Origin of the sequence: Peribacillus simplex (assembly GCF_001542915.1) — a bacterium.
Classification (GTDB): domain Bacteria; phylum Bacillota; class Bacilli; order Bacillales; family DSM-1321; genus Peribacillus; species Peribacillus simplex_B.
In genome coordinates this window covers 169,845-193,149 of the sequence record NZ_LNNH01000055.1, presented here as the reverse complement: position 1 = coordinate 193,149, position 23,305 = coordinate 169,845, and the positions used below count along the sequence as shown (strand labels likewise).

Below are 23,305 nucleotides of genomic sequence, written 5' to 3'. Positions count from 1 at the left end.
ATGATCCCTTTTTCTATAGCGCCCAATAAAAAAGGATCACGCGGTGAAGTGCATGACCATTTCTCGAACCATGCATACAGCCGATTAATGTGACAAAATGGTGAAATGTCCGTGGTAGTGAAGCGGAATCGCCGTTTTATCATACTTTGGATGGAAATAATATTAGTCATCGAAGTATTCATTTTGTAGAATATAGGATAGGAGGCTGATTACATAATGTATAATGCGATTAAAATTCTCGTGGTGGATGATGAGGAAAGAATTCGCCGATTATTAAAGATGTATTTGGAAAGAGAGGAATACATAATCGATGAAGCGGAAAATGGTGATGTAGCATTAACGAAAGCCCTCGAAATTGACTATGATTTGATTTTATTGGATATTATGATGCCCGGTAAGGATGGAATCGAAGTTTGCCGAGAGCTGAGGGAAAAGAAGACGACGCCGATCATCATGCTGACTGCTAAAGGGGAAGAAGTGAACCGGGTACAAGGGTTCGAAGTGGGGACCGATGATTATATCGTGAAACCGTTCAGTCCCCGTGAAGTCGTGTTAAGGGTCAAAGCTTTATTGCGCCGTTCTTCAAGCACGAGTTACGTTCAGACGGAAACGACGGCAAAAGATGTGATCGTTTTTTCCCATTTAACCATAGATAATGATGCCCATAGGGTGCTTGCCGATGACAAAGAGGTTTCTTTAACTCCTAAGGAATATGAATTATTATATTTCCTGGCCAAATCCCCTGATAAAGTTTTCGATCGGGAGCAGTTGTTAAAAGAAGTGTGGCACTATGAATTCTTTGGAGATCTTCGAACTGTCGACACACACGTAAAACGCTTACGTGAAAAACTAAACCGAATATCGGAAAATGCAGCCAAGATGATTGTTACGGTTTGGGGTGTCGGTTACAAGTTCGAAGTCATTAATGACTGATGCTATGGGGCAGTGTTGTAGGGAAGCTGTGGGCGACGATCCTATTGCTTGTGTCCTTTGTATTGATCGTTTTGACCGTCCTGCTCGTCGAATTCTTTGAGAATTTCCAAATTGAAAATATCGAAAACGACTTGACGAAGACGGCTGAACAAATCATCAAGGTGACAAATGACCATCAAGGGTCTCATGCGGATGTTTTGCAAATAGCTTCGGAGCTGATAGGCAATGAAACGAAAATGATCATTTTGAACGATGATAAAATGGTGTTCTCATCCATTGGTGACAACGAGGTTGAAATAACGCCGCAATCCATCAAGGCGGACTCCGAATTGCTTAAAGTTTTTACGGAAAGGAAGACCGTGAAAAAGGAAATGGCGCTATCCGACGATAAGGATCAGGAATTATCCGCAATCGTTGTAGGCGTGCCGCTGGAGTTGAATGGCGAACAGGACGAAGTATTCCTATTTCAATCGTTGGAGTCCATGGAAGAAACGACTAAATCGACGACACAGTTCATTTTATTGGCCGCCGGGATCGCCATTATTTTGACGACGTTTTTTGCCTTCTTTTTATCTACCAGAATAAATGCTCCATTGGTGAAGATGAGGGAAGCTGCACTGGCCATCGCACGAGGGAAATTTGATACAAAGGTTCCGATCCTGACACAAGATGAAATCGGCGAGCTGGCGATAGCGTTCAATCAGATGAGAAAGCAGCTGAAATTCAATATGAATGCGCTCAGCCAGGAAAAGGAGCACCTTTCAAGCATTCTAAGCAGTATGGCAGATGGGGTCATCACCTTCAATAAAGATGGTACGATCCTTGAGACCAATCCGCCAGCCGAAAGGTTCCTGCAATCCTGGTACTTCGAGAAGGGCTATAATCGGGAAGATAATGTGAATGTCCCGTTGGTGCTGATGAACTTGTTTGATGAATCCGAGTCTCTGGATAAGGAGCAGGTCGGGGAAATTACGTTGCAGGGCCGTGACTGGGGCTTGATTGTCAGTCCCCTATATACCAATCCCGACAATATCAGGGGTGCTGTGGCCATCATCCGGGATATGAGTGATGAAAGGCGGATGGATAAACTGAGAACCGATTTCATTGCAAATGTTTCCCATGAGCTGAGAACGCCGATTTCCATGTTGCAAGGATATAGTGAAGCGATCGTTGATGACATAGCCAGCAGCGAAGAGGAAAAGATGGAAATGGCCCGCATCATTTATGATGAGTCCTTGAGGATGGGACGTTTAGTCAATGATTTACTTGACTTGGCTAAATTGGAATCGGGAAAAATGAATCTTAGCTACGAGCGTGTTCCCATTTCTTCCTACTTGAAAAGGATTACCAGCAAGTTTTCCGTGCTGGCCAAGGAAAAGGGAATCTCCATATCCACGAACCTCCAAGACAGTGATATTGAATGGCACTTCGATCCGGATCGTATTGAACAAGTCTTGACGAACTTGATTGATAATGCGATCCGCCATACTCCTTCAGGAGGTAATATTGATGTCATTCAAAGGACCAGTGATCGAAGAGGGCTGGTCATAGATGTTAGGGATTCCGGATCGGGTATTCCAGAAGAGGATTTGCCTTTTGTATTCGAAAGATTTTACAAAGCGGATAAAGCAAGGACCCGCGGCCGGTCAGGCACGGGATTGGGATTGGCAATCGCAAAAAATATCATCAATGCCCATGATGGCTACATTTCGGTGAACAGTTTACCGGATAAAGGGACAACATTCAGTTTTATCCTGCCTCGAATCATGGAAAATACTGAATGATTAACGGAGAGTTTGCCAGAAAATCTTGTTTCATGAGAAACGGTGAAAAACAAAGGCATGTGGACGAAATTCCAACCTGCCTTTGTTTTTTTTCTCAGGCGTGATCCAAGAAAAAATGCCGGATATGTGGAAATTGGTTCAAAGTTATAATAAGAATGAAGCGGGTTTATGTAACTTTTCATTCAAGTTTGACGACTATATTTATGAACGGATGTGGGGAAATGATGAATTCCGTTTTCCACGATCTTTATGAAAAATATCATCATGAAATCTATCAATTCATTTATTATATGACTAAAAATCGAGAAACGGCCGAGGATCTTGTACAAGAGGTCTATATCCGCATCATGAAGGCCTATGAACAATTCGAAGGTAAAAGCAGTGAAAAAACCTGGATGTATTCCATCGCAAGAAATGTGACGATCGATCATTTCCGTAAGCAAAAAGGATGGAAGGATAAAATTTTTGCCAACTTTGATTGGGATCGGCAATCGATTGAGGATACCCAGCCGATTCCTGAAGAAGTGGCAATCTTGAATGATGATATCCAAGCCCTTTATCAATGCTTGAACCGATGCACCACAAATCAAAGGTCCGTCATCATTCTTCGCTATATACAGGGGATGTCGATAACGGAAACCGCTGAGATATTGAACTGGAGTGAAAGTAAGGTAAAAACGACCCAGCACCGTGCCATCAAGGTAATCAAAAAGCTGATGGAAGATTTATCAGGGAAGGAGGCGCGCGGCATTGAGAAAATCCCGTTGGAACGAAAAAGAAATTGAAGACATGCTACGCGAGCTTCCAAAAATGAAGGATGACAGAACCAAGGCAGAAGTAATGGCGGGAATATATGATAAAAAGAAAAAGAAACGCTCATTACATCTATTGGCTGGCGTTGCCTCCCTATTCCTGATGATTGTTGTGGCGTCAGCATTGATGACTGGAAAAGATGGGGGAGTGGGTCCGGAAAAAAGTGACGGCAGCCGGAAGTTATCCGTTACTGAAAGTAAGGAATCAGCAGATTATGGAGCTAAATCGAAAGAAAGCAGCTCGGGAGATATCCAGGAAAACCAAACGCTTTCGGGCAACCATGACGAAATGGAAGCTAAAGACGAGGAATTGGATATCGAACCTTTTAATGAAAGTCAGGAAAAAACGTTTGCACATGCGATTTACGAGAATGACCTGAAAAATGTCTCGGTCATTACGCTGGGCATTCCTGATGATCAAATGAATGTCATCGTCCCTGTTTCCTTCAAGCTTAGATCCTTTGACGAATCGGATACACTGAACCGGATGGTCAAGCAAATGTCCAAGGTCGATGAAGAGCGATATGGTTTATCTGACTATTTTCCGCTTGATGTAACGATTAGTGAAGGCAGCGATAGGAAGACTGCTCACCTTGAGTTTCGAGAAGGTAGTCCACTATTGGATGAGGATGAACTTTTTCTCTCTTCCATGGAAGAGACCCTTTCCTATAATAATATAACGAAGATGACTTTTGCTACAGATGGTAAGCAAGGGGCGAGGTTTTTGCATGCAGGTTTCTTAGAGAAGCTTGATATACCCGAACATAAACGCCGAACTTACCGCCTTTACCAAAAAAATCAATCCTCTCCAAAGCTGCTCGTCCCAAGCACTGTCCATTATCAGGAGTTTGCCGCAGCGCTGCAAGCGGGAAAAAGGCAGTCCGAATTAAAAGGAATATCACCTGCCATCCCAAAAGACCTGGAATGGGAACGGATTAAGTCTAAAGGAAGTCATGTGACCGTTCATTTAGCAGAAAATATGATTACGGAAGATAGTGAGCGGAATCTTCAAGCCATAGAAGCGATCCTTTTCATTGCAAAGGATTTTGGCTATGAAACAGTGAAGTTCGAAAATGCTTCGATCGAAAAAGTGGGGCATCTGGATTTAACAGGCGAGATAACAGTGCCGAGGGCACCTAACCAAATGAATTGAGACGAAGGCTATTTTCTATCAGGACAAAAGCAAAAGCGCCCATGTTGCAGGCGCTTTTGCTTTTTTATAAGGATATGCGGGCCATAAAGGTGATCTCTTTTGTTTCCATCAAGACTTGTTTGAGATTATCCTCGAGCGGGGCATCAAAGCTTAATACCATGATGGCCTCCCCTCCAGCTTCTTTACGGCCTACCTGCATCGTGGCGATGTTCACCTCGTGATCTCCTAGGATCTTCCCTACGTTTCCGATTACTCCAGGTTTATCTGTATGCTGGATATACAGTAAATGTGGTTCCGGATGAAAGTCGATTTTGAAACCATTCAAATTCACGATCCGTGATCCGTAATTTTCGATATACGTACCGCTGATCGTTAATTCCCGGTTATCCCCCTTGACCTTCAGGCTGATCAAGTTCGCATATCCTAAGGGGTCCGTGGAGATTTTTTCCCCGACTGTGATGCCGCGCTCTTTTGCGACCAGCAGGGCATTCACCTCATTGACCGATGCGTCAACTCTAGATTTGAAGAAACCTGAAATTAAACTTTTTGTCAGAATCGCGGTATCAAAGTCGAGTGATTCTCCTGCGTAGGTTACCGAAATTTCTTGAATTCCTTCTTTCATGCACTGTGAAGCAATCGATCCCATTTGCTGGACGAGTTGATAGAAGGGCTGGACCCTCTCAAACACTTCTTTGGAAATGGCTGGCAGGTTGATGGAACTTGAGACTGGATTTCCCTCGAAATAGGTCAATACTTCCTGTGCGACCTGTACGGCCACATTCAATTGGGCTTCCTTCGTGGATGCACCCAGATGAGGCGTGGCAATGACACGATCAAGTTCGAGCAGTTTATGGCCAAGCGGGGGCTCTTCGACGAAAACATCCAGCGCAGCGCCGGCTACATGACCTTTAACGATCATTTCGTATAAATCATCTTCGTCGAGAATTCCGCCGCGGGCACAATTCAATACATAAACGCCTTTTTTACAAGTGTTCAATTTTTCTTTATTGATTAACCCCCTCGTTTCAGCGGTTAGTGGAGTATGTACAGTAATGATATCTGCTTTAGGAAGCAATTCATTCAAGGGCAAGGATGTTACGGACATTTTCTTGGCACGATCAGCGGTCAGGAATGGATCATATACAATGACATCCATGCCAAACACTTTAGCGCGCTTGGCAATTTCGCCTCCAATACGTCCAAATCCAACAATGCCCAATGTTTTGCCGCGGAGTTCCGTACCTGTGTAGGAAGAACGCTTCCACTCCCCATCCTTCAGTGAGGCGTTTGCCTGAGGGATGTGGCGCATAAGTGAAGCCATCATGGCAAAAGTATGTTCAGCTGTAGAAATGGTATTGCCGTCAGGCGCATTAACCACTAAGATTCCGCGCTTCGTTGCAGCGGGGATGTCAATGTTATCGACGCCTACACCTGCGCGGGCGATGATTTTTAAATGAGGCATCCTGTTCATTAAATCTACCGAGACCTGCGTTGCGCTTCTTACAAGGATAGCATCAATCTGTTCAAGTTCGTTTGCTGCTTCCTCTACCGTCTTTTGAATGAGAAAAATATTGGATGCCCCTGATAGCGGACCGAGTCCTTCTTGTTGGATAGCATCTGCTACTAAAATTCGATACATGACTACACACCTTCCTAGTGGATAATTATCTTAAATTTCAGTTAATTTTACAATTTAACGATGGAGGATGTCAATTTGGGATCATTAATTGTGTTAGCTCTTAGGTTGGCAGCTTACGTACGCCATATCATCGGTTTTAACATAGAAAACTATATAAGCAAAAAGAATTGCATCCATTAAGTTTGGATGCACCGCTAAAGAGAATGCTTGCAATGGAAATCAACGAATTGCAAAGGCAACTCCCCACTGCTGAAATTGGTTCGAAAGAACTTTTGCTGGAACCAAAGAAATTCAAGGAATCATTAAGTGAGGATGAAGGCAGGTATATGGGCCCTTAGCCAATTCCCGTTTAAAGTAATAAACGTGGGTTGCAAATTAAGTAAATTGGGTTGAATTGAATGAAAAAGCGGATGAAATCAGGAATTTATTTCTTGCATTTTTTCAATTACATGTTAAACTCAAGTAAATTAGGTGGAATTAAAACGGTAGGCTATGGGTAGGGAAACTTGGCAGGAAAAACGAGTTCTCAAGGGACTGTTGAAAAACACATAAAATCCCCCATACGCATAAAATACCGATGTAAAGCCACTTAATCCTTTCGGTAACGGAAGGAAACAAAAAATTTTATAGGTCTATCTTCGGGGCGGGGTGCAATTCCCCACCGGCGGTGATGAAGAAAAAGCTTCTTCTAAGCCCGCGAGCCTTTCGGGGCAGGATTTGGTGCAATTCCAAAGCCGACAGTATAGTCTGGATGGGAGAAGATGGAGGTTCCTGATTGCGTTTCAACAATCATTTGCTGAACGTTTGTTTGATGTAACCTTTAATTAATCCCTTTAATTCAATCGGAATTAGAGGGTTTTTTATTGCACATCAGCATGTTGATGGAACCCAAACCTCTTTTTCAGGTAGATCGGAAAAGAAGGAGAGAGAACTATGAAAAAGAACAAAGTCAAAAAAACGGTCACACTGGCCATGATGGGGAGCATTTCATATTTATTGATGCTTTTGAATTTCCCATTTCCGGGATTCCCGTCATTTCTAAATGTTGATTTTAGTGATATTCCCGCATTGATGGCTGCCTTGATTTTTGGCCCGGTCGCTGGAATATTGGTTGAATTCATTAAAAACCTCTTGGATTTAATCATGACAGGTACGCTGACAGTTGTACCAATAGGGCACATCGCTAACTTTTTAGCGGGCATCCTATTCGTTTTGCCCACTTACTATGTGTTCAAGAAACTCAATTCGAAAAAAGGAATGACGTTCGCATTGCTTGCGGGCACCATTTCCATGGCGGTAGTCATGAGTGTCCTGAACTACTTCGTTTTTTTACCGGCGTACACCTTCTTTATGGGATGGGATGCCATGTCGGCAACGGAATCAAGGAAGCTCGTAACGGCTGCAATCCTGCCTTTCAATGTGATCAAGGGCTTACTTATCACCTCTGTATTCATGTTGCTGTTCATTAAATTGCAGACATGGGTCAATAAGCAAACCATATATAAAAATGCTTAAGGGCATTGACGATAAAAAAAACGGATAGAGATATCCGGTTTCAGACTGTAGACAATAGACAAACTCGATAAGAATCGAGTTTGTCTATTTTTATGAGTTATACAATGTGGCCGTTGGTTTCCTCTCCAGGCACTCGCTTTCCGCGGGCGGTCCGGGAGCCTCCTCGGCTTTCAGCCTCCGGTGTCTCCCGTGACTCGCACTTCCCGCAGGAGTCTCGCACCTTCCGTTCCAACCAACTTTGTTTTACCTTTTAGTTAGAACACTTTTGCCTAGAGTCATTTTTGTACTAAATTTGTACTAAAATAGAAGGATTAAAACTTGAGGTGATGAGGTTGCTTTCTAAAAATGATTCTATTCTGCGAGATCAACTTGAAATGATTACGTTAGATCAACTGGTGCGACCGAGCCAGTTGGTTCAAAAAATTGAGGCTGCATTGGACTTCACTTTCATTTATGACTTGGTGAAAGATATGTATTCAGAGGTAGGACGCCCAAGTATTAATCCCGTTATATTATTGAAACTGACTTTCATTCAATATACCTTCGGTATTCCTTCCTTGCGTGAAACGATTGATCGTGTATTCGCAGATGCAAAAGAAAAGCATGCGTTGGACTACTTTAAGGGGACTTGAAAAATTGTCGATGCAGGCGATGCTTACTTTCGCTGCCATGAATGTAAAGAAGATGACCAATTGGTCATGACAAGGTCCAAAAATGGCCTAACATAGTGGGCTCGTAGAGCCCCAATCTTTTAACTATAGGAGAAAATTCAAAGGGAATTTCAAAAGGGGCTCGGAATTTTTAAATTCCGAACCCCTTTTGTCTACAAACTGAAACCACAGAGATATCCGGTTTTTTTTTCGCTTTCCCAAAAGGGGAAGCGGTGCAAATAAAAAAAGCCATTCTCGTCTGAAAATGGCTTGTACCTTTATTCGAATTTCAGTGCGTCTCCGTCAAAGGCCTCGTCGGCAACTTTAATGGAATCGGTTGGACATCCTTCGAATGCGTCCATCATGTCATCTATAAGTACATCCGGGATTTCCACGATTCCCTCGTTATCGTCAAGGGTAACAAAAGCAATCCCTTCGTCATCATAATCATATATATCCGGCGCTGCCGCTCCGCAAGCCCCGCATGCAATGCATGTTTCCTTATCCACAATCGTAAATTTAGCCATGAATATAACCCCTCCTAAGTTGTTTAACAACTGATAATCTTTTTATCCAGATTATTATCTCTTTCTTATTGTAAGACCCAATGCCAAACTTTTCAATAGAAATTGTATTGAGAATAACTATCATAGAGCGGAATGTCAATGGAAAACATTCTGATATTTCATTTTACTCTCGCCTTGTTTCGTCATATAGTCACAATTTCTTCCTTATATTAAGCAATAAAAACGGCGACTTTTGCTGTTTTTTGTTACAATAGGGTTTACGGATCGATGAAATAAGGATGTGAGTCCCATGAATAATTATCTACAGGCAATCATTCTATATGCGATAAAAAAATTTCAAGGCGAGCGTTCCATTTATGCTATATACCATATGCTGCAGGGGAAGAAGTCGTCACAAACGATTCAGGATGCCCATTTATTCGGATTAACGAATATATTTGGGACGATGCCTGTATTTACCCGTCAGCAGTTAAATCAAAACATAGAACAATTCCTTAACGATGGCCTGATTGATCCAACGGATAAACCGGATGCCTATGAAATTAGTGAACATGGCGAGGAGACACTAGCCGGATATTTGTTCGATAATCCGTTTCCAACCTATCTGAATGGCTGGAAATATCAAAATATCACCCCTGTCTTCTGGGGCAGGTTAAATTTGCTCATTCAAACCATATCCCATATTGTCCACAATGAAAGACGTTTTTATCCGATACAGCGAAGCCCTAAGATCCAATATTTCGTAAAGGAATTCCTACATACGAATCGTCAGGACCGCGGTTTGATTGCGATGCATCTATATGAAGAGCTGGTTTCGCTATTGGAAGCGCAAAGTGAGTTGAAAAAGGATATATTCATCCTCAAATTAACGGGGGTAAACAGGATTGGCCTGACTTTTGAACAGATTGCCAAAAGGAAAGCAGCGGAAGAAGAATACGTGCGGTTCATGTTTCTTGACTCGTTGCATCAATTGCTTGCTGAATTGGGGGATGGAGCGGATCATCCGCTTTTGGCGTCGTTGACATTTGATTGGAAGAGGGGCGGGAACCCTCATTTGACCCAATCTACGCAAACGACGTTGCAATACTTGCAGGCAGGAAGAAGCATGGGGGAAATCGCTGAAATACGCCGTCTGAAGCAAAATACCATTGAAGATCATCTCGTCGAAATCGTGCTATCGGATAAAAGTTTTCCGATAGCCGATTATGTGTCGCTCGAGGATGAACGTGATATCGCGGCAGCAATCACGGAACTTGGCACAAAAAAGCTAAAGGCAATCAAGCAGATGGTCGATAATAAAGAAATAAGCTTTTTCCAGATCAGGCTTATACTCGCGAAGATGGGTGACCAATGATGAATATGGAACATTATCTCAAAAATAAATTCGGCTTTGATGAATTCCGACCGGGGCAAAAAGAAGTGATTGAATCTTTGTTGGCCGGCCGCCATACATTGGCGATGCTGCCCACCGGATCTGGTAAATCATTATGCTATCAGTTGCCTGCCTATCTTTTGAATAAAACTGTCCTGATTGTTTCCCCGTTATTATCATTAATGCAGGATCAGGCAGATCAGTTGAAAATGAATGGTGAAAAAAGCGTTTTGACACTCAATTCTTTTTTGACGCTGAACCAAAAAAGGATGGCATTCGATCGGTTACATAGGTACCGGTTTATCTTTTTATCCCCTGAAATGCTCAGCCTTGACGGTGTGATTCAGTCCTTGAAATCAATCGAAATAGGGTTGTTCGTCATTGATGAGGCGCATTGCATATCGCAATGGGGCTATGATTTCCGTCCGGATTATTTGAAATTAGGTGAAGTGAGGCGGGAGCTGAACGATCCGTTAACGCTGGCCCTGACAGCAACGGCAACCAATGAAGTCAGGCAGGACATCGTAAGTAAGCTAAATATCGGGCAGGCAGAGGAAATTGTTTCATCCGTAGACCGTGAAAATATTACGATACTGCTCGAACGTATGCACAGCTATGAAGAGAAGCAACTACGAGCATTGGAGCTAGTGAGGAAATTCAGCGGCAGTGGAATCATTTATTTTTCATCTAAAAAAGTGGCCGAGGCAGTCACTGGTTTTTTTCAGGAAAATGGAATAGATAGTGTCAATTATTATCACGGCGGGATGGAGCAGGAACAAAGGATGCTGATTCAGCAGCAATTCATTTCCGGTCAGTTGAAAGTTATCTGTGCGACAAGTGCCTTTGGCATGGGAGTAAATAAAGCGGATGTCAGATATGTCATCCATTTTCATATGCCATCGACAATGGAGGCATACCTTCAGGAAATAGGCAGAGCAGGGCGGGATCGGAAGCAAAGCGTGGCCATTTTATTATATAGTGATGGCGATGAAGGACTTCCGCTGCATTTGATGGAGCAACAATTGCCGACCGATGTTCAAATTGAAGGGGTATGCTCGTACTTGGGCGCTTCAGGCTTGACGCTGTCCCATTGCACCCTTCCTGAAAAAGAACAGCTCTCGCAAGCCTATTCCTTGAACGAAATCCAGCTTCGTTTTTTCACTCAGCTCATGACAGCCAATGAAAATCCGTTACACCAAGTGGCGGAGATGAAGCAATATTGCCAAAAGCGAAAGTCCGCCAATCAAGAAAAGCTGCATAGGTTCTTGAATTGGATTCATGCAAAGGAATGCCGGCGCATAGGTGTACTGGATTACTTTGACGAAAAGCAGCAAATAGTAAACCCGCAATGCTGTGACTACTGTGGAATGGACGCGCAAAAAATGGTTGATGCATGGCCCGATGTCAAGCATGATCAGGTTCATTCCTATTCCACATGGAAAGAGGAACTGGCTTTCATTTTATTAAAAAAGGAAAATGGGAATGAAAAATAAGCAGGCTGAATTAATTAAACAACTGACAGATAAGCAGTTGCTCCAAAATTTGTTTCTTACACAAATTATTCTCTTAACGTTAGCATTTTTTTTAGGTATTATTTTATTTGAAGACCGTTCCGCATTTTTCGACTTATTTAATTTAAATGACCTTAACATTTTGCTAATCGGTGTTCCCGCTGGAGCCCTCGTCGTGGTATTGGATATTATATTGATGAAAGTGACACCCCCTTCCTATCAGGATGATGGGGGAATCAACGAACGCATTTTCAGCCATTTGCCATATTCGTTGATATTTGTCGTTGCAACAGTGGTTGCGGTAAGTGAAGAGTTATTATTTCGCGGAGTGCTGCAAACCCATTTTGGTTTGCTATGGACGAGCATCATTTTCGCAGCCGTCCATTATCGTTACTTGTTTAATTGGTTCTTATTTTTAAATGTATTGGTTTTGAGCTTTTTTATCGGTTTTTTATATGAATGGACCGATAATATCATCGTGACGATCATGGCCCATTTTTTGATTGACTTTATTCTGGGTGTTTTAATTAGGAACAAAAAGCAAAAAGAGTTAGGCAAGAAGGGGGGTGACTTGAATGAATCGAGTGCAAAAGAGTGACAAGGAAAACGATCAGGCGGGTGAACTTCGTTCGCGGGTTGAACGCCACAAAGCTAAGTCAATGCCTAAGCGCAGTAAAACTCACCAAAATAAAAAGAAAAAAAGTAAGGTGAAGTTCAAGTTTCCGATCATCAAGGCATTGGCGTTGTTTTTCATTTTACTTCCGATTGGGTTTTACAGCCTTTATTCATATCTTCAGAAATTACCGGTCCAAGATCCGAAAACTGACCAAATCGTTTTTGAAAATGGTGAGGATGCAAAGGAAACGATTCCGACTACAGCCACTGCAAAGGATTTAAAGGGCAATGATGAAAAAGAACCGTCGAAGGCCGAAGCGAAGAAAGAGAAAGAAGAAGCGAAGGCAAAAGCGGAGGCAGAAGCGCGAAAGCAACAGGCTAAGGAAGAGGAACAAGCTAAGAAAAAAGCTGAAGAGAATGCCAAAGCCGAGCAGGAAGCGAAAGAGAAAGCGAAAGCCGAGCAGGAGGCGAAAGATAAGGCCAAAGCCGAGCAGGAAGCGAAAGAAAAGGCAAGGGCTCAGCAATTGGCTGACGAAAAAGCCAAGCGGGAGGCCGCAGAAAAGAAAAAGGTAGCCCAAAACGCTCAAGCCGAAAAACCAGATAAGGATGAATATAAGGTTGTCCTACATACTGTTCAACCACAGGAAACCCTGTTCCGGATTTCAATGAATTATTACAAATCCCAGGAAGGCATTGCCCTTATCCAGGAGTGGAATGGACTGAATGGCAATGAAATATCCAAAGGGCAGGTTTTGAAAATTCCGATCAAAAAATAACGATAACACCTTGCCTTATTGGCAGGGTGTTATTTTTTCATATGCAGCTAAAAACATGTGATGGATAGCCGCTTTATCATTTTTTCCTGGACAGACTCATATCATGTTTGGAGAGAGTGAAGGAGGAAAAAAAGATGGAATCGACTATCATTTTATTGGATGAAAAGACGGATCAAGCAACAAAGCAAATGTTGCAAAATGTCGTGGACCGAAAAAAAAAGTTCGAGGCGCTTAAAAGGAAGCACCTAAAAACTTTATGGGCTACCATGATTGCTGTCGCTTTTCTTTTTATTTATCTTTATCTTTATATTGTTGTCCCTTATTCTTATTCTTTTTTCACGATGTTCAGTGTTTTCGTCGACCATTTCAGTCATTTCCTATTCTTGGCTGCAGCGATTGGGCTATATGGATATATGGTATTGGTTAAGAAGAAGCTGGATAAGGCGGAAAAGGAATTTCAGCTCCTTCGCTGTGAAATCATAAATAAAAGCAAGCAGCTATGGGAAAAAGAGGATGAATGGAAGAGCCGCCATAAGGTTTTTGAAATGATGAAGAAAAATTTTGATATAAATTTATACCATGAAAATAAATAAGGGCATATTAAACGATATATAATTGCGGGTGTCATGATTTTATGGTTACATGAAGGTAACTCTTAGGCTTAGGATGGAAAGAAGGTTTAATGATAGATGTTATGGTTATCTGTATTATTTTTTATCATCATGGTGCTGGCATTTGCCTTGATCGTTTACATGTGGCGAATTGCCAAGCAAGATAGGCTGATTATTCAAGACTTATATTTCAATGATTTCCCTGAAGGGTTTGGCGACATGAGGATTTTTTTCATATCGGATTTACATCGGAGGATCATTTCGGATCAATTGATTGCAGGTGCCCGCGGCGGGGTCGATTTGGTGATTATCGGCGGCGATATAAGGGAAGGCGGAGTGCCTCTTGCTCGAGTGGAAGAGAACCTCTCGAAATTGAAAGAACTTGGCCCCCTTTATTTTGTATGGGGAAATAACGACTATGAAGGAGATTTCCATGAACTGGATGCGACGCTTCTGAAACATGGAGTGAAAATCCTCGATAATACGGCTGTTTCATTCGAATCTACAAAAGGAAGGGAAATTGCTCTTCTGGGCATTGATGATATCACGGAAGAACGGGATAGGCTGGACCTCGCCCTTTCTGATTGCAAAAATGAGCCATTTCGGATTTTGGTGAGCCATAACCCGTTGGTCAAGGAACAGCTCACTCCGGAACACCGCATCAGCCTTGTTCTGTCAGGGCACACCCACGGCGGACAAATCCGTATATTCGGCTATGGACCTTATCAGCTTGGCGGCATAAAAAAAGAGGGGAATTGTTTGTATATGACGAGCAATGGTTACGGGACAAGCACTGTGCCTTTAAGGCTTGCGGCAAGGCCTGAAACACATCTAGTCACCTTGAAGAGGGGGAAACGGACTGAAATGGGCGAAGCGATGGAAAAGTCCTATTAAAGGTTTCGTTTAGCCGGCATATCGGGATTTTACAGTCGAAAAAGAATCCACTATAATTTCAATAAATGAACGTTCAGCTATTGGAGGCCTTGTACAACCATGCAAGAAGGTAAATATAATATAAAGGCGGTTTCAAAACTGCTAAACATACAGCCGGGGACTCTAAGGGCATGGGAAAGGCGTTATAAATTCATTGAACCTGTCAGGAATGAGTCAGGCCACAGGCTGTATACAGAAAAACATCTGCAAACCCTTAAATGGCTCATCAATAAAACGAATCAAGGCTTCACAATAAGTCAAGCCGTTTCTCTTCTTGAAAACACCGGGTCTGAAGATAGTGGATCAACGGAAAGCCGGAAGGATGAGCAAACGATCAAGCTAGCGGATGACCTGATCGAAGCGTTATTGAATTTCAATGAAACGAAAGCCCAGATGCTGATTAGCCAAGCCTTCAGCATGTATACAATCGAGCATACGATAGTGGATGTCCTTGGTTCGATACTGGTCCGAATAGGCGATAAGTGGGAAAATGGAGAAATCACCTCCGCTCACGAACATTTTGCTTCGAACATTTTAAAAGCAAGGATCAGTTCCGTCATGCATACGATACCGACCAATGGTTTTCTTCCAAAAGCGCTTGCTGTTTGCGCTCCTGGTGAAAAGCATGAGTTCGGTCTTTTGATCTTCACCATTTTCTTGAAGCGTAAGGGATACGAAACCATTTATTTGGGGGAATCCGTTGCCGATAAAGACCTTTTTAAAGTATTGAATATCATAAAGCCCCGATACCTATTCATGTCATGTTCACAGCAAGAAAACCTTGAAGCGACACTCAAGCTTGTTGAGGCGTTAAAAAGCGACATTCCGGATTTAAAGATCGGTCTTGGTGGAGCGGCGCTCAGCCTTATACCCGAAGAAACGCGTGCAGCCTTCTGCGGCGTTTTGATGGGTGACACGCAATCGGAATGGGAGGAATGGCTCTAGGTATAATGGATATGCACCCTGCGACCAAGGCTTCATATGATGTATGAAGATGGTAACCAGGGGGCATTTTTTTATGAAGCTGGAGCGATTAACTAATAATAAAATCAAGATTTTTTTGACCCTTGATGATTTAATTGATAGAGGTATTACCAAAGAAGATATTTTAGGGAATTCTTTAAAGGTCCACAAGCTGTTTCAGGATATGGTCGAAGAAGCGTGCGAAGAACTCAGCTTTAAAATGAGTGGTTCCATTGCAATCGAAATTTTTTCCCTGCCTGCCCAAGGACTGATCATCATCGTGACGAAGGATGAAGAAGAATTATTGACTGACGAAGAAGAATTCTTGGATTTGCAGGTGAAAATCGACGATTTCCCCCATATTTTATATGTTTTTGATGAGTTTGAGGATATTGTCCAATTATCTCATAGATTATCCATGCAAGGCTTACTGAAAAGTAACCTTTATCATTATGAGGGCAGGTATTACTTACTTATCGAAAATGTCAAAGATACCACTTATGACATGGTCATTTCCTTAGCTGCCGAGTATGGCCATGCTTCAACGCTCACTCTGTGCCGCATCAATGAATATGGAACCTGTATCATCGAAAACGAAGCGATAGATGTTTTGATTTCACACTTTAGATAACGGAAAAAAGAAGGAGGCAAGGAAGGCACATCGAAGAAAACCGAGCGATTTGCCTTATTTGCCTTACCTTCTGGATGGAGAAATGATTGGGGAAACAATCGCTATGATAACGGTTTCATTTTTTGAATATTTCCAACTTTAATTTTCCCGTTTTTACTCTTGCATAAATATAACGAAGGTGTATACTAGCCATGAAGAGGACTATTTGTTTATTATATTTTAATATATGTATGAGATTTTCTAGGAGGTACTTTTAATGGAATCGGCAAAAGGCAATGGCCATGTAAATGAAGAGGAAAAACATGACGTATTGAGGTCCACTCAAACTGTCATACATAAAGCTTTGGACAAGCTTGGTTACCCGGAGGAAGTTTATGAGCTATTGAAGGAGCCCTTGCGCTTATTAACAGTGAAAATGCCAATCCGCATGGATGATGGCACGGTAAAAATCTTCACCGGTTATAGGGCACAGCATAATGATGCCGTAGGGCCGACAAAGGGCGGTATCCGTTTCCATCCAAATGTAACGGAACGTGAAGTGAAAGCATTATCCATCTGGATGAGCTTAAAATGCGGTATCGTGGATTTGCCATACGGCGGAGGTAAGGGCGGTATCGTTTGTGATCCTCGTAATATGTCCTTCCGAGAGCTGGAAAGGCTAAGCCGGGGCTATGTTCGCGCAATCAGCCAAATTGTCGGGCCGACTAAAGATATCCCGGCACCGGATGTTTTTACCAATTCTCAAATCATGGCTTGGATGATGGATGAATACAGCCGCATGGATGAATTCAACTCACCTGGGTTCATTACAGGCAAACCCCTTGTCCTTGGCGGTTCACATGGACGTGAATCTGCAACGGCCAAGGGTGTAACGATTTGCATAAATGAAGCTGCCAAGAAGCGCGGCATCGATATTAAAGGAGCGCGGGTCGTCATTCAAGGTTTCGGTAACGCCGGTAGCTTCCTAGCTAAATTCATGCATGATGCCGGTGCTAAGGTAATTGGGATTTCCGATGCATACGGTGCCCTTCATGATCCTGAAGGTCTTGATATCGATTATCTTCTTGACCGGAGAGATAGTTTCGGAACCGTAACCAAATTGTTTAAAAGCACCATTTCGAATAAAGAGTTGCTTGAGCTGGAATGTGATATTTTAGTTCCTGCTGCAATCGAAAACCAAATCACCGAAGAAAATGCTGCGGATATCAAAGCTTCGATCGTGGTCGAGGCAGCAAATGGACCTACGACAATTGAAGCGACACAAATCCTAACGGATCGTGGCATCCTGCTCGTTCCTGATGTCCTGGCCTCTGCTGGCGGCGTGACGGTTTCTTACTTCGAGTGGGTACAAAACAATCAAGGATACTACTGGTCTGAAGAAGAAGTGGACGAGAAATTGGAAAAAATCCTTGTCAAGTCTTTCAACAATATTTATGAACTTGCACAATCAAGACGAGTTGATATGCGCCTTGCCGCCTATATGATCGGTGTAAGGAAAATGGCTGAAGCTTCACGCTTCCGCGGTTGGATCTAAAAGATTCCAATCAGGCATGCTCATAGAAGAAGTCATGTTCATTGCTTTATCATTGAAATGATTTGTAAAAACTCCTATCATGTATTGATAGGAGTTTTTATTTTAGATGAACGAATTACAAAGTGTATGGAAAGGCAGTGGAGTGAAAATGAATGTGGAAGAAGTCATTATCATAGGTGGGGGCCCTTGTGGATTGGCTGCTGCAATCGCGCTTAAAGACGCGGGAATACAGTCCCTGATCATTGAAAAAGGCAATGTGGTGGATTCGATTTATCGTTACCCGACACATCAAACCTTTTTCAGCTCAAGCGAGAAATTGGAAATCGGAGATACTGCTTTTATTATCGAAAACCGGAAACCGGTCCGCAGCCAGGCGATGGCCTATTATCGGGAGGTTGTCAGAAGGAAAGATTTGCGTGTCAATACATTCGAAAAAGTGGAAAAGGTGGAGAAACGGGAACATGGGAAATTTTCCGTCAAGACTTCTAAAGGCGACTATTCAGCCTTGCAGGTGATTGTCGCAACGGGATACTATGATCACCCGAATTATATGTGCATTCCCGGCGAACAGCTTCCGAAAGTGTTTCATTATTTCAAGGAAGGCCACCCTTACTTTAATTGTGATGTGGCAGTGATCGGCGGTAAAAACTCAAGTGTAGATGCGGCGCTTGAGCTGGTCAAATCCGGTGCAAGAGTGACAGTGCTCTATAGGGGTACAGTATATTCCCCAAGCATCAAGCCCTGGATACTCCCTGAATTCGAAGCATTGGTCCGCAATGGAACAATCAAGATGGAATTTGGGGCGAATGTCGACAGAATCACGGAAGATCGCGTCATATATCATGTAGGCGAAGAGGAAAAGGCGATAAAAAATGATTTCGTGTTTGCGATGACCGGATACCATCCTGACCATTCCTTTTTAGCTTCTATGGGCATAAATATTGATAAGGTTACGGGAAGGCCGGATTATGACGAAGAAACGATGGAGACGAACGTTAAAGGAATCTATATTGCCGGAGTTCTTGCGGCAGGCAATAATGCTAACGAAATCTTCATTGAAAACGGCAGATTCCATGGAGGCTTGATCGCCAATCATTTGACCGTTAAAGAAAATGAAACGGAATGAAAAGGAGCTTACAGGAGTATGGAGAAAATATCATTAATAACGACTGGCGGAACCATTGCCAGTAAAGAAACGACAAACGGAATGCTGGCTTCTGGTGCGTTAAGCGGGCAGGAATTGGCTTCAACTTGCGAATTACCCAACGATATCGAGGTTAAAGTGGTTGACCTTTTCCAGATATCGAGCATGTCCATGTCTTTTGGGAAAATGGAACAGCTAAGACTTGCCATCCAGAAGGAGTTGGAGGACCCGGAAGTTACCGGGATCGTCGTGACTCACGGAACCGATACATTGGAGGAAACGGCATATTTCCTTGATATCACGAATAATGATCGGCGCCCGATTGTGGTAACCGGATCACAGCGCTCTCCAAAAGAAGTCGGTACGGATGTATATTCGAATTTAAGGAATTCGATATTATGTGCTGCTAGCGAGCTTCTCAAGGATGTGGGTGTGGTTGTCGTATTTAACGAGCGGATTTATTCAGCAAAATACGTGAAAAAAGTGCATGCCTCCAATTTGCAAGGGTTCGAATCCTTTGGCTACGGGTATTTGGGCATCATTGATAACGATGTCGTCAGCATCTATCAAAAACCTTTACATAGGGAGCATTATCAGACCCAAAATCGCATTCCGAGAGTGGATATCATCAAATGCCATACAGGAGCCGATGGGATTTTTATCGAGTCGGCAGTCCAGAACGGTGCGATGGGGATCGTTCTTGAGGGTGTGGGAAGGGGTCAGGTTACGCCGGAGATGGTGGAATCGATTCAATCTGCGATCGATCAAGGGATCGCGATCGTCATGACCACAAGCGCTGAAGAAGGCAAGGTTTACCCAGCCTATGATTATGAAGGCAGCGCCTTTGATTTGAAGCAGCGCGGCGTGATTTTGGGTGCCGATTATGATAGCAAGAAGGCAAGAATCAAGTTGGCTGTCGTGCTGGCAAGTGAAAACGCAGTAGATGAAACCTTCTTTAAGTACTGACGCGTTAAAATAAATGCTGGAAGACTCGATTCTTGGATTCAGTTTTTCGGCATTACGTGGTACGATTAAGGAAAAGAAGAGGAAAAGAGGGTCAGCTAATGCTGGTCATGTTGTCTGCGGCTATTGCGCCAGGATTGGCGCTTCTCAGCTATTTTTATTTGAAGGATCAATATGAAACCGAACCGATATCGGTTGTGGTCAAAACATTTTTATTCGGCGTCTTTCTCGTTTTGCCGATCATGTTCATACAGTATGTGCTTGAAACGGAGCATATTTTGAATACGGACTTAGCAAATGCTTTTTTATGGGCAGCATTGCTTGAAGAATTCTTCAAGTGGTTCATCCTCATTTATGTTATTTACCAGCATGTAGCCTTCGATGAACCCTATGACGGGATCGTGTACGGTGCGGCCGTATCGCTGGGATTTGCCACGATGGAGAATATCTTATATTTGCTGGCAAATGGAGTGGAGCATGCTTTTATCAGAGCCGTGCTTCCTGTATCCAGTCATGCCTTGTTTGGTGTCATAATGGGGTACTATTTGGGCAAGGCGAAATTTTCATCCTCAAATAATAGATTTTATTTATTTTTGGCATTGATCGTCCCGATAGCATTACATGGCGTGTATGACTATATTTTAGTGTCGCAGAAATTTTGGATATACTTCATAATGCCCTTTATGATCTACCTTTGGTGGTTAGGGATGAAAAAAGTGAAAAAGGCCCGTCTATTATCAGATTTCCATGCAGAAAAACTGTCCCGGAATCAATTTATAAGTAAATGACCATTATTATCAAAACGGAGTGCTGGCATATTTTGCCCGCTCCGTTTTTTTTATGGATTGGAATAAAAAAGACAGTTAAGAAGAAAATAGAATTACATTAATTCAAGAAAAAGAGGAGTGTTTTTGATGAAAGGAATTTCGTCAAAATGGAAATGGCTTTTGCTGTTTTCGTGTATAACAATAGGTTTCGGAATTTACCCGGAAACAAGAACAAATGCCTTTTCGAGCCAAATCATTCAAAAAGGTGCGGTTGGAGATGATGTCATCGAACTTCAGGCACGCTTGCAAAACATCGGTTACTATCATGGAAAGATTGATGGGGTCTATGGATGGGGCACTTATTGGGCACTCCGAAACTTTCAACAAGATTTCGGGCTGCCGGTCGATGGCCTTGGAGGCACCACGACAAAAAAGAAGTTGACGAATGCCTCCAACTTCAATAAACAATTCGTCCACGATCAGATTAATAAAGGGAACGAGTTCACTTATTATGGCGGGGTAGATATTGATAAGCAGGTAAAGGTGAAAGGCAATGGGAATGATTCCAAGTCAGGTGGAGGTAACGCCAATGCAGGCAAGGAACCTGCAAAGCCAGGCACTTCAGCCAATCTTCCTGGAGGGTATTCGCAGAATGACATACAGCTGATGGCCAATGCGGTCTATGGAGAATCGCGTGGCGAGCCGTATACCGGACAGGTGGCCGTTGCAGCGGTCATTTTAAACAGGGTCGAAAGCGCTGCTTTCCCTAACTCGATTTCAGGCGTGATCTTTGAACCTGGAGCCTTTACGGCTGTTGCGGATGGGCAAATATGGCTGACCCCGAACGAACGGGCAAAAGAAGCTGTCGTGGATGCCATTAATGGATGGGACCCGAGCGGCAATGCCGAATATTACTTTAATCCTGAAACGGCAACAAGCAAATGGATTTGGTCGAGGCCGCAAATTAAAAAAATCGGAAAACATATCTTTTGTAAGTAAAGAGGTGAAGGTACATGATCAGGAATATAGTCATTGCCCTGCTTGTTGTAGGTGTTGGAGGAACTGCATTCTGGGGCTATCAAGAACATAAGGAAAAAAACGCAATCTTAATCAATGCGGAAAACACTTATCAGCGAGCCTTTCATGATTTAAGCTACCAAGTAGATTTATTGCACGATAAGGTAGGCGGTACATTGGCAATGAATTCACGATATTCATTAAGCCCAGCACTGACGGATGTATGGCGCATCACTTCCGAAGCACAAAGCGATGTCGGGCAGCTGCCATTGACCCTGCTTCCTTTTAATAAGACGGAAGAATTTTTATCGAAGATTGCGGATTTCAGTTATAAAACAGCTGTACGTGACCTTGAAAAAGAACCATTGAATGATCAGGAATATTCGACTTTACAATCCCTGTATGCACAGGCAGGAGATATCCAGGGTGAATTGAGGAAGGTTCAATATCTCGTCCTTAAAAACCATTTAAGATGGATGGATGTTGAAATGGCCCTAGCGACCGGAAAGGAAAATTCGGATAACACGATCATTGATGGACTAAAGACCGTGGAGAAAAAAGTTTCAGGGTATGGGGAAGCGAATGAAATGAACCCGACCTTCACCTCAACCCAACAAAGGGATGAAAACTTCAAGAATTTGCAGGGGAAAACGATCACTAAAAAAGAAGCGATCGAGACTGCGAAGAGATATGCACATTCAAAAAGCGGGAATGTGGAAGTGAATGTGGAGGAAAATGGAAAAGGTTCTGATTATGGCTTTTATAGCGTCAGCATCCTGAATAAAGATTCCAATAGCGAATTGAATATGGATTTGACAAAAAAAGGCGGTTACCCGATTTGGTATATCAACAATAGGGATGTGAACAAAACCAATATTGATTTGAATCAAGCCTATACAAAAGCGGCGGAATTTCTTAAAGAACATGACTTCAGTTCGCTTGAACTCTTTGAAAGTGCCCAGTATGATAACATCGCTTTGCTGAATTTCGTGTCATCAGAGAATGGGGTCAAGATTTATCCGGATTCAGTCAAGGTGAAGATCGCCTTGGATGACGGAGCCGTGATCGGATTCTCGGCGGATGAGTATTTAAGATCACATAAAACGAGGGAAATCGGAACTCCAAAGATACCCGCGAAAGAAGCAAGGGATAAAATCAATCAAAATGTTAAGATCATGGAAGAGGGTAAGGCGCTGATCATCAATGATATCGGCAAAGAGGTTCTCTGTTATGAATTTCTTGGCACGATTAAGGAAGATACATACCGTATTTTCATTAATGCCGATACTGGTCAAGAAGAAAAAGTGGAAAAATTGAAGAATTCGGAGCCCGTATATGAAAATTTAATCTGATTGTATGTCTAATTTCGATTTTAAATGGGGAAATGTGCCTAGTCACTTTCCCTTTTTCTCATTTCATGACATAATAATAGAAACGATTTTTGGATTAAATGGG

22 protein-coding genes, 2 pseudogenes and 1 riboswitch are annotated in these 23,305 nt (G+C 42.7%); of the genes and pseudogenes, 22 read left to right on the top strand and 2 right to left on the bottom strand.

What is annotated here, in order from left to right; translation table 11 throughout:
* Positions 1-216: 216 nt before the first annotated feature.
* The 4 genes from AS888_RS22575 (at position 217) to AS888_RS22560 (ending at position 4,682) form a co-directional block, all read left to right on the top strand.
* Positions 217-933, top strand: a complete 717-nt coding sequence (locus AS888_RS22575) for a response regulator (protein WP_061144323.1) — start codon at positions 217-219, stop codon at positions 931-933.
* Positions 930-2,717, top strand: a complete 1,788-nt coding sequence (locus AS888_RS22570; RefSeq protein WP_061144322.1) for an ATP-binding protein — start codon at positions 930-932, stop codon at positions 2,715-2,717. The genes AS888_RS22575 and AS888_RS22570 overlap by 4 nt, the downstream gene beginning before the upstream one ends.
* Positions 2,718-2,941: 224 nt before the next feature.
* Entirely contained in the window at positions 2,942-3,502 is a 561-nt protein-coding gene (sigX, locus tag AS888_RS22565; protein ID WP_061144321.1) for an RNA polymerase sigma factor SigX, read from the top strand.
* On the top strand, positions 3,468-4,682 hold the full coding sequence (locus AS888_RS22560) for a hypothetical protein (protein ID WP_061144320.1): 1,215 nt from the start codon (positions 3,468-3,470) through the stop codon (positions 4,680-4,682). Before sigX ends, AS888_RS22560 begins: the two co-directional genes overlap by 35 nt.
* A 64-nt stretch (positions 4,683-4,746) precedes the next feature.
* Here the strand turns inward: AS888_RS22560 and serA are convergent, their stop codons facing one another.
* Positions 4,747-6,321, bottom strand: coding sequence for a phosphoglycerate dehydrogenase (gene serA / locus AS888_RS22555; RefSeq protein ID WP_061144319.1), 1,575 nt, complete (start codon positions 6,319-6,321; stop codon positions 4,747-4,749).
* A 212-nt stretch (positions 6,322-6,533) separates the two neighbouring features.
* Between serA and AS888_RS26975 the strand changes: the two genes are divergently transcribed.
* The 4 genes and pseudogenes from AS888_RS26975 to AS888_RS27185 form a co-directional block, all read left to right on the top strand.
* Entirely contained in the window at positions 6,534-6,659 is a 126-nt protein-coding gene (locus AS888_RS26975) for a hypothetical protein (protein WP_260320337.1), read from the top strand.
* Between the two features lie 292 nt (positions 6,660-6,951).
* Positions 6,952-7,088: riboswitch (FMN riboswitch) on the top strand.
* 166 nt (positions 7,089-7,254) lie between these two features.
* On the top strand, positions 7,255-7,836 hold the full coding sequence (locus tag AS888_RS22550; RefSeq protein ID WP_061144318.1) for an ECF transporter S component: 582 nt from the start codon (positions 7,255-7,257) through the stop codon (positions 7,834-7,836).
* 326 nt (positions 7,837-8,162) lie between these two features.
* Positions 8,163-8,417, top strand: a pseudogene (locus AS888_RS22545) (transposase); the annotation flags it as partial.
* Positions 8,397-8,532: pseudogene (locus AS888_RS27185) on the top strand (transposase); the annotation flags it as partial. The pseudogenes AS888_RS22545 and AS888_RS27185, both read left to right, overlap by 21 nt.
* 232 nt (positions 8,533-8,764) lie before the next feature.
* On the opposite strand, the gene AS888_RS22540 reads toward AS888_RS27185, so the two are convergent.
* Positions 8,765-9,013: a ferredoxin gene (locus AS888_RS22540; RefSeq protein ID WP_034308087.1), complete on the bottom strand. Its 249-nt coding sequence runs from the start codon at positions 9,011-9,013 to the stop codon at positions 8,765-8,767.
* Between the two features lie 289 nt (positions 9,014-9,302).
* On the opposite strand from AS888_RS22540, the gene AS888_RS22535 reads away from it, so the two are divergent.
* The 14 genes from AS888_RS22535 to ypeB all read left to right on the top strand — a co-directional run bounded on the left by AS888_RS22535 (position 9,303) and on the right by ypeB (position 23,202).
* Entirely contained in the window at positions 9,303-10,367 is a 1,065-nt protein-coding gene (locus AS888_RS22535; protein ID WP_061144317.1) for a YpbB family protein, read from the top strand.
* Entirely contained in the window at positions 10,367-11,878 is a 1,512-nt protein-coding gene (locus tag AS888_RS22530; RefSeq protein WP_081092577.1) for a RecQ family ATP-dependent DNA helicase, read from the top strand. Before AS888_RS22535 ends, AS888_RS22530 begins: the two co-directional genes overlap by 1 nt.
* Positions 11,862-12,494 (top strand): CPBP family intramembrane glutamic endopeptidase, encoded by a 633-nt coding sequence (locus AS888_RS22525; protein WP_311316499.1) that lies wholly within the window; start codon positions 11,862-11,864, stop codon positions 12,492-12,494. The genes AS888_RS22530 and AS888_RS22525 overlap by 17 nt, the downstream gene beginning before the upstream one ends.
* Positions 12,472-13,287, top strand: a complete 816-nt coding sequence (locus AS888_RS22520) for a LysM peptidoglycan-binding domain-containing protein (protein ID WP_061144314.1) — start codon at positions 12,472-12,474, stop codon at positions 13,285-13,287. The genes AS888_RS22525 and AS888_RS22520 overlap by 23 nt, the downstream gene beginning before the upstream one ends.
* Positions 13,288-13,421: 134 nt before the next feature.
* Positions 13,422-13,880 (top strand): YpbF family protein, encoded by a 459-nt coding sequence (locus tag AS888_RS22515; RefSeq protein ID WP_061144313.1) that lies wholly within the window; start codon positions 13,422-13,424, stop codon positions 13,878-13,880.
* A 96-nt stretch (positions 13,881-13,976) separates the two neighbouring features.
* On the top strand, positions 13,977-14,792 hold the full coding sequence (locus AS888_RS22510; RefSeq protein ID WP_061144312.1) for a metallophosphoesterase: 816 nt from the start codon (positions 13,977-13,979) through the stop codon (positions 14,790-14,792).
* A gap of 99 nt (positions 14,793-14,891) precedes the next feature.
* Complete coding sequence (locus AS888_RS22505; protein ID WP_061144311.1) at positions 14,892-15,776, top strand: MerR family transcriptional regulator; 885 nt, start codon at positions 14,892-14,894, stop codon at positions 15,774-15,776.
* Positions 15,777-15,849: 73 nt separating this feature from the next.
* Positions 15,850-16,425, top strand: a complete 576-nt coding sequence (locus tag AS888_RS22500; protein WP_061144310.1) for a genetic competence negative regulator — start codon at positions 15,850-15,852, stop codon at positions 16,423-16,425.
* Positions 16,426-16,681: 256 nt separating this feature from the next.
* Positions 16,682-17,959 carry a Glu/Leu/Phe/Val family dehydrogenase gene (locus AS888_RS22495; RefSeq protein ID WP_061144309.1) on the top strand — a complete coding sequence of 426 codons (1,278 nt, stop codon included), beginning with the start codon at positions 16,682-16,684 and terminating at the stop codon, positions 17,957-17,959.
* A gap of 148 nt (positions 17,960-18,107) precedes the next feature.
* Positions 18,108-19,085, top strand: coding sequence for a YpdA family putative bacillithiol disulfide reductase (locus AS888_RS22490; protein ID WP_061144433.1), 978 nt, complete (start codon positions 18,108-18,110; stop codon positions 19,083-19,085).
* Between the two features lie 18 nt (positions 19,086-19,103).
* Positions 19,104-20,069 carry an asparaginase gene (locus AS888_RS22485; protein WP_061144308.1) on the top strand — a complete coding sequence of 322 codons (966 nt, stop codon included), beginning with the start codon at positions 19,104-19,106 and terminating at the stop codon, positions 20,067-20,069.
* Between the two features lie 98 nt (positions 20,070-20,167).
* Positions 20,168-20,854, top strand: a complete 687-nt coding sequence (prsW, locus tag AS888_RS22480; RefSeq protein WP_061144307.1) for a glutamic-type intramembrane protease PrsW — start codon at positions 20,168-20,170, stop codon at positions 20,852-20,854.
* A 126-nt stretch (positions 20,855-20,980) separates the two neighbouring features.
* Positions 20,981-21,832, top strand: coding sequence for a spore cortex-lytic enzyme (gene sleB, locus AS888_RS22475; RefSeq protein ID WP_081092572.1), 852 nt, complete (start codon positions 20,981-20,983; stop codon positions 21,830-21,832).
* Between the two features lie 14 nt (positions 21,833-21,846).
* Positions 21,847-23,202, top strand: a complete 1,356-nt coding sequence (gene ypeB / locus AS888_RS22470) for a germination protein YpeB (protein WP_061144306.1) — start codon at positions 21,847-21,849, stop codon at positions 23,200-23,202.
* Positions 23,203-23,305: the final 103 nt, after the last annotated feature.

Coding starts and splice junctions, on each gene's coding strand:
- AS888_RS22550 (WP_061144318.1), top strand. CDS start 7,255: ATGAAAAAGAACAAAGTCAAAAAAACGGTCACACTGGCCATGATGGGG.
- AS888_RS22575 (WP_061144323.1), top strand. CDS start 217: ATGTATAATGCGATTAAAATTCTCGTGGTGGATGATGAGGAAAGAATT.
- AS888_RS22535 (WP_061144317.1), top strand. CDS start 9,303: ATGAATAATTATCTACAGGCAATCATTCTATATGCGATAAAAAAATTT.
- AS888_RS22485 (WP_061144308.1), top strand. CDS start 19,104: ATGGAGAAAATATCATTAATAACGACTGGCGGAACCATTGCCAGTAAA.
- AS888_RS22515 (WP_061144313.1), top strand. CDS start 13,422: ATGGAATCGACTATCATTTTATTGGATGAAAAGACGGATCAAGCAACA.
- AS888_RS22530 (WP_081092577.1), top strand. CDS start 10,367: ATGAATATGGAACATTATCTCAAAAATAAATTCGGCTTTGATGAATTC.
- AS888_RS22525 (WP_311316499.1), top strand. CDS start 11,862: ATGGGAATGAAAAATAAGCAGGCTGAATTAATTAAACAACTGACAGAT.
- prsW (WP_061144307.1), top strand. CDS start 20,168: ATGCTGGTCATGTTGTCTGCGGCTATTGCGCCAGGATTGGCGCTTCTC.
- AS888_RS22490 (WP_061144433.1), top strand. CDS start 18,108: ATGAATGTGGAAGAAGTCATTATCATAGGTGGGGGCCCTTGTGGATTG.
- ypeB (WP_061144306.1), top strand. CDS start 21,847: ATGATCAGGAATATAGTCATTGCCCTGCTTGTTGTAGGTGTTGGAGGA.
- AS888_RS22500 (WP_061144310.1), top strand. CDS start 15,850: ATGAAGCTGGAGCGATTAACTAATAATAAAATCAAGATTTTTTTGACC.
- AS888_RS22540 (WP_034308087.1), bottom strand. CDS start 9,013: ATGGCTAAATTTACGATTGTGGATAAGGAAACATGCATTGCATGCGGG.
- AS888_RS22520 (WP_061144314.1), top strand. CDS start 12,472: ATGAATCGAGTGCAAAAGAGTGACAAGGAAAACGATCAGGCGGGTGAA.
- sigX (WP_061144321.1), top strand. CDS start 2,942: ATGAATTCCGTTTTCCACGATCTTTATGAAAAATATCATCATGAAATC.
- AS888_RS22495 (WP_061144309.1), top strand. CDS start 16,682: ATGGAATCGGCAAAAGGCAATGGCCATGTAAATGAAGAGGAAAAACAT.
- serA (WP_061144319.1), bottom strand. CDS start 6,321: ATGTATCGAATTTTAGTAGCAGATGCTATCCAACAAGAAGGACTCGGT.
- AS888_RS26975 (WP_260320337.1), top strand. CDS start 6,534: ATGGAAATCAACGAATTGCAAAGGCAACTCCCCACTGCTGAAATTGGT.
- AS888_RS22505 (WP_061144311.1), top strand. CDS start 14,892: ATGCAAGAAGGTAAATATAATATAAAGGCGGTTTCAAAACTGCTAAAC.
- sleB (WP_081092572.1), top strand. CDS start 20,981: ATGAAAGGAATTTCGTCAAAATGGAAATGGCTTTTGCTGTTTTCGTGT.
- AS888_RS22510 (WP_061144312.1), top strand. CDS start 13,977: ATGTTATGGTTATCTGTATTATTTTTTATCATCATGGTGCTGGCATTT.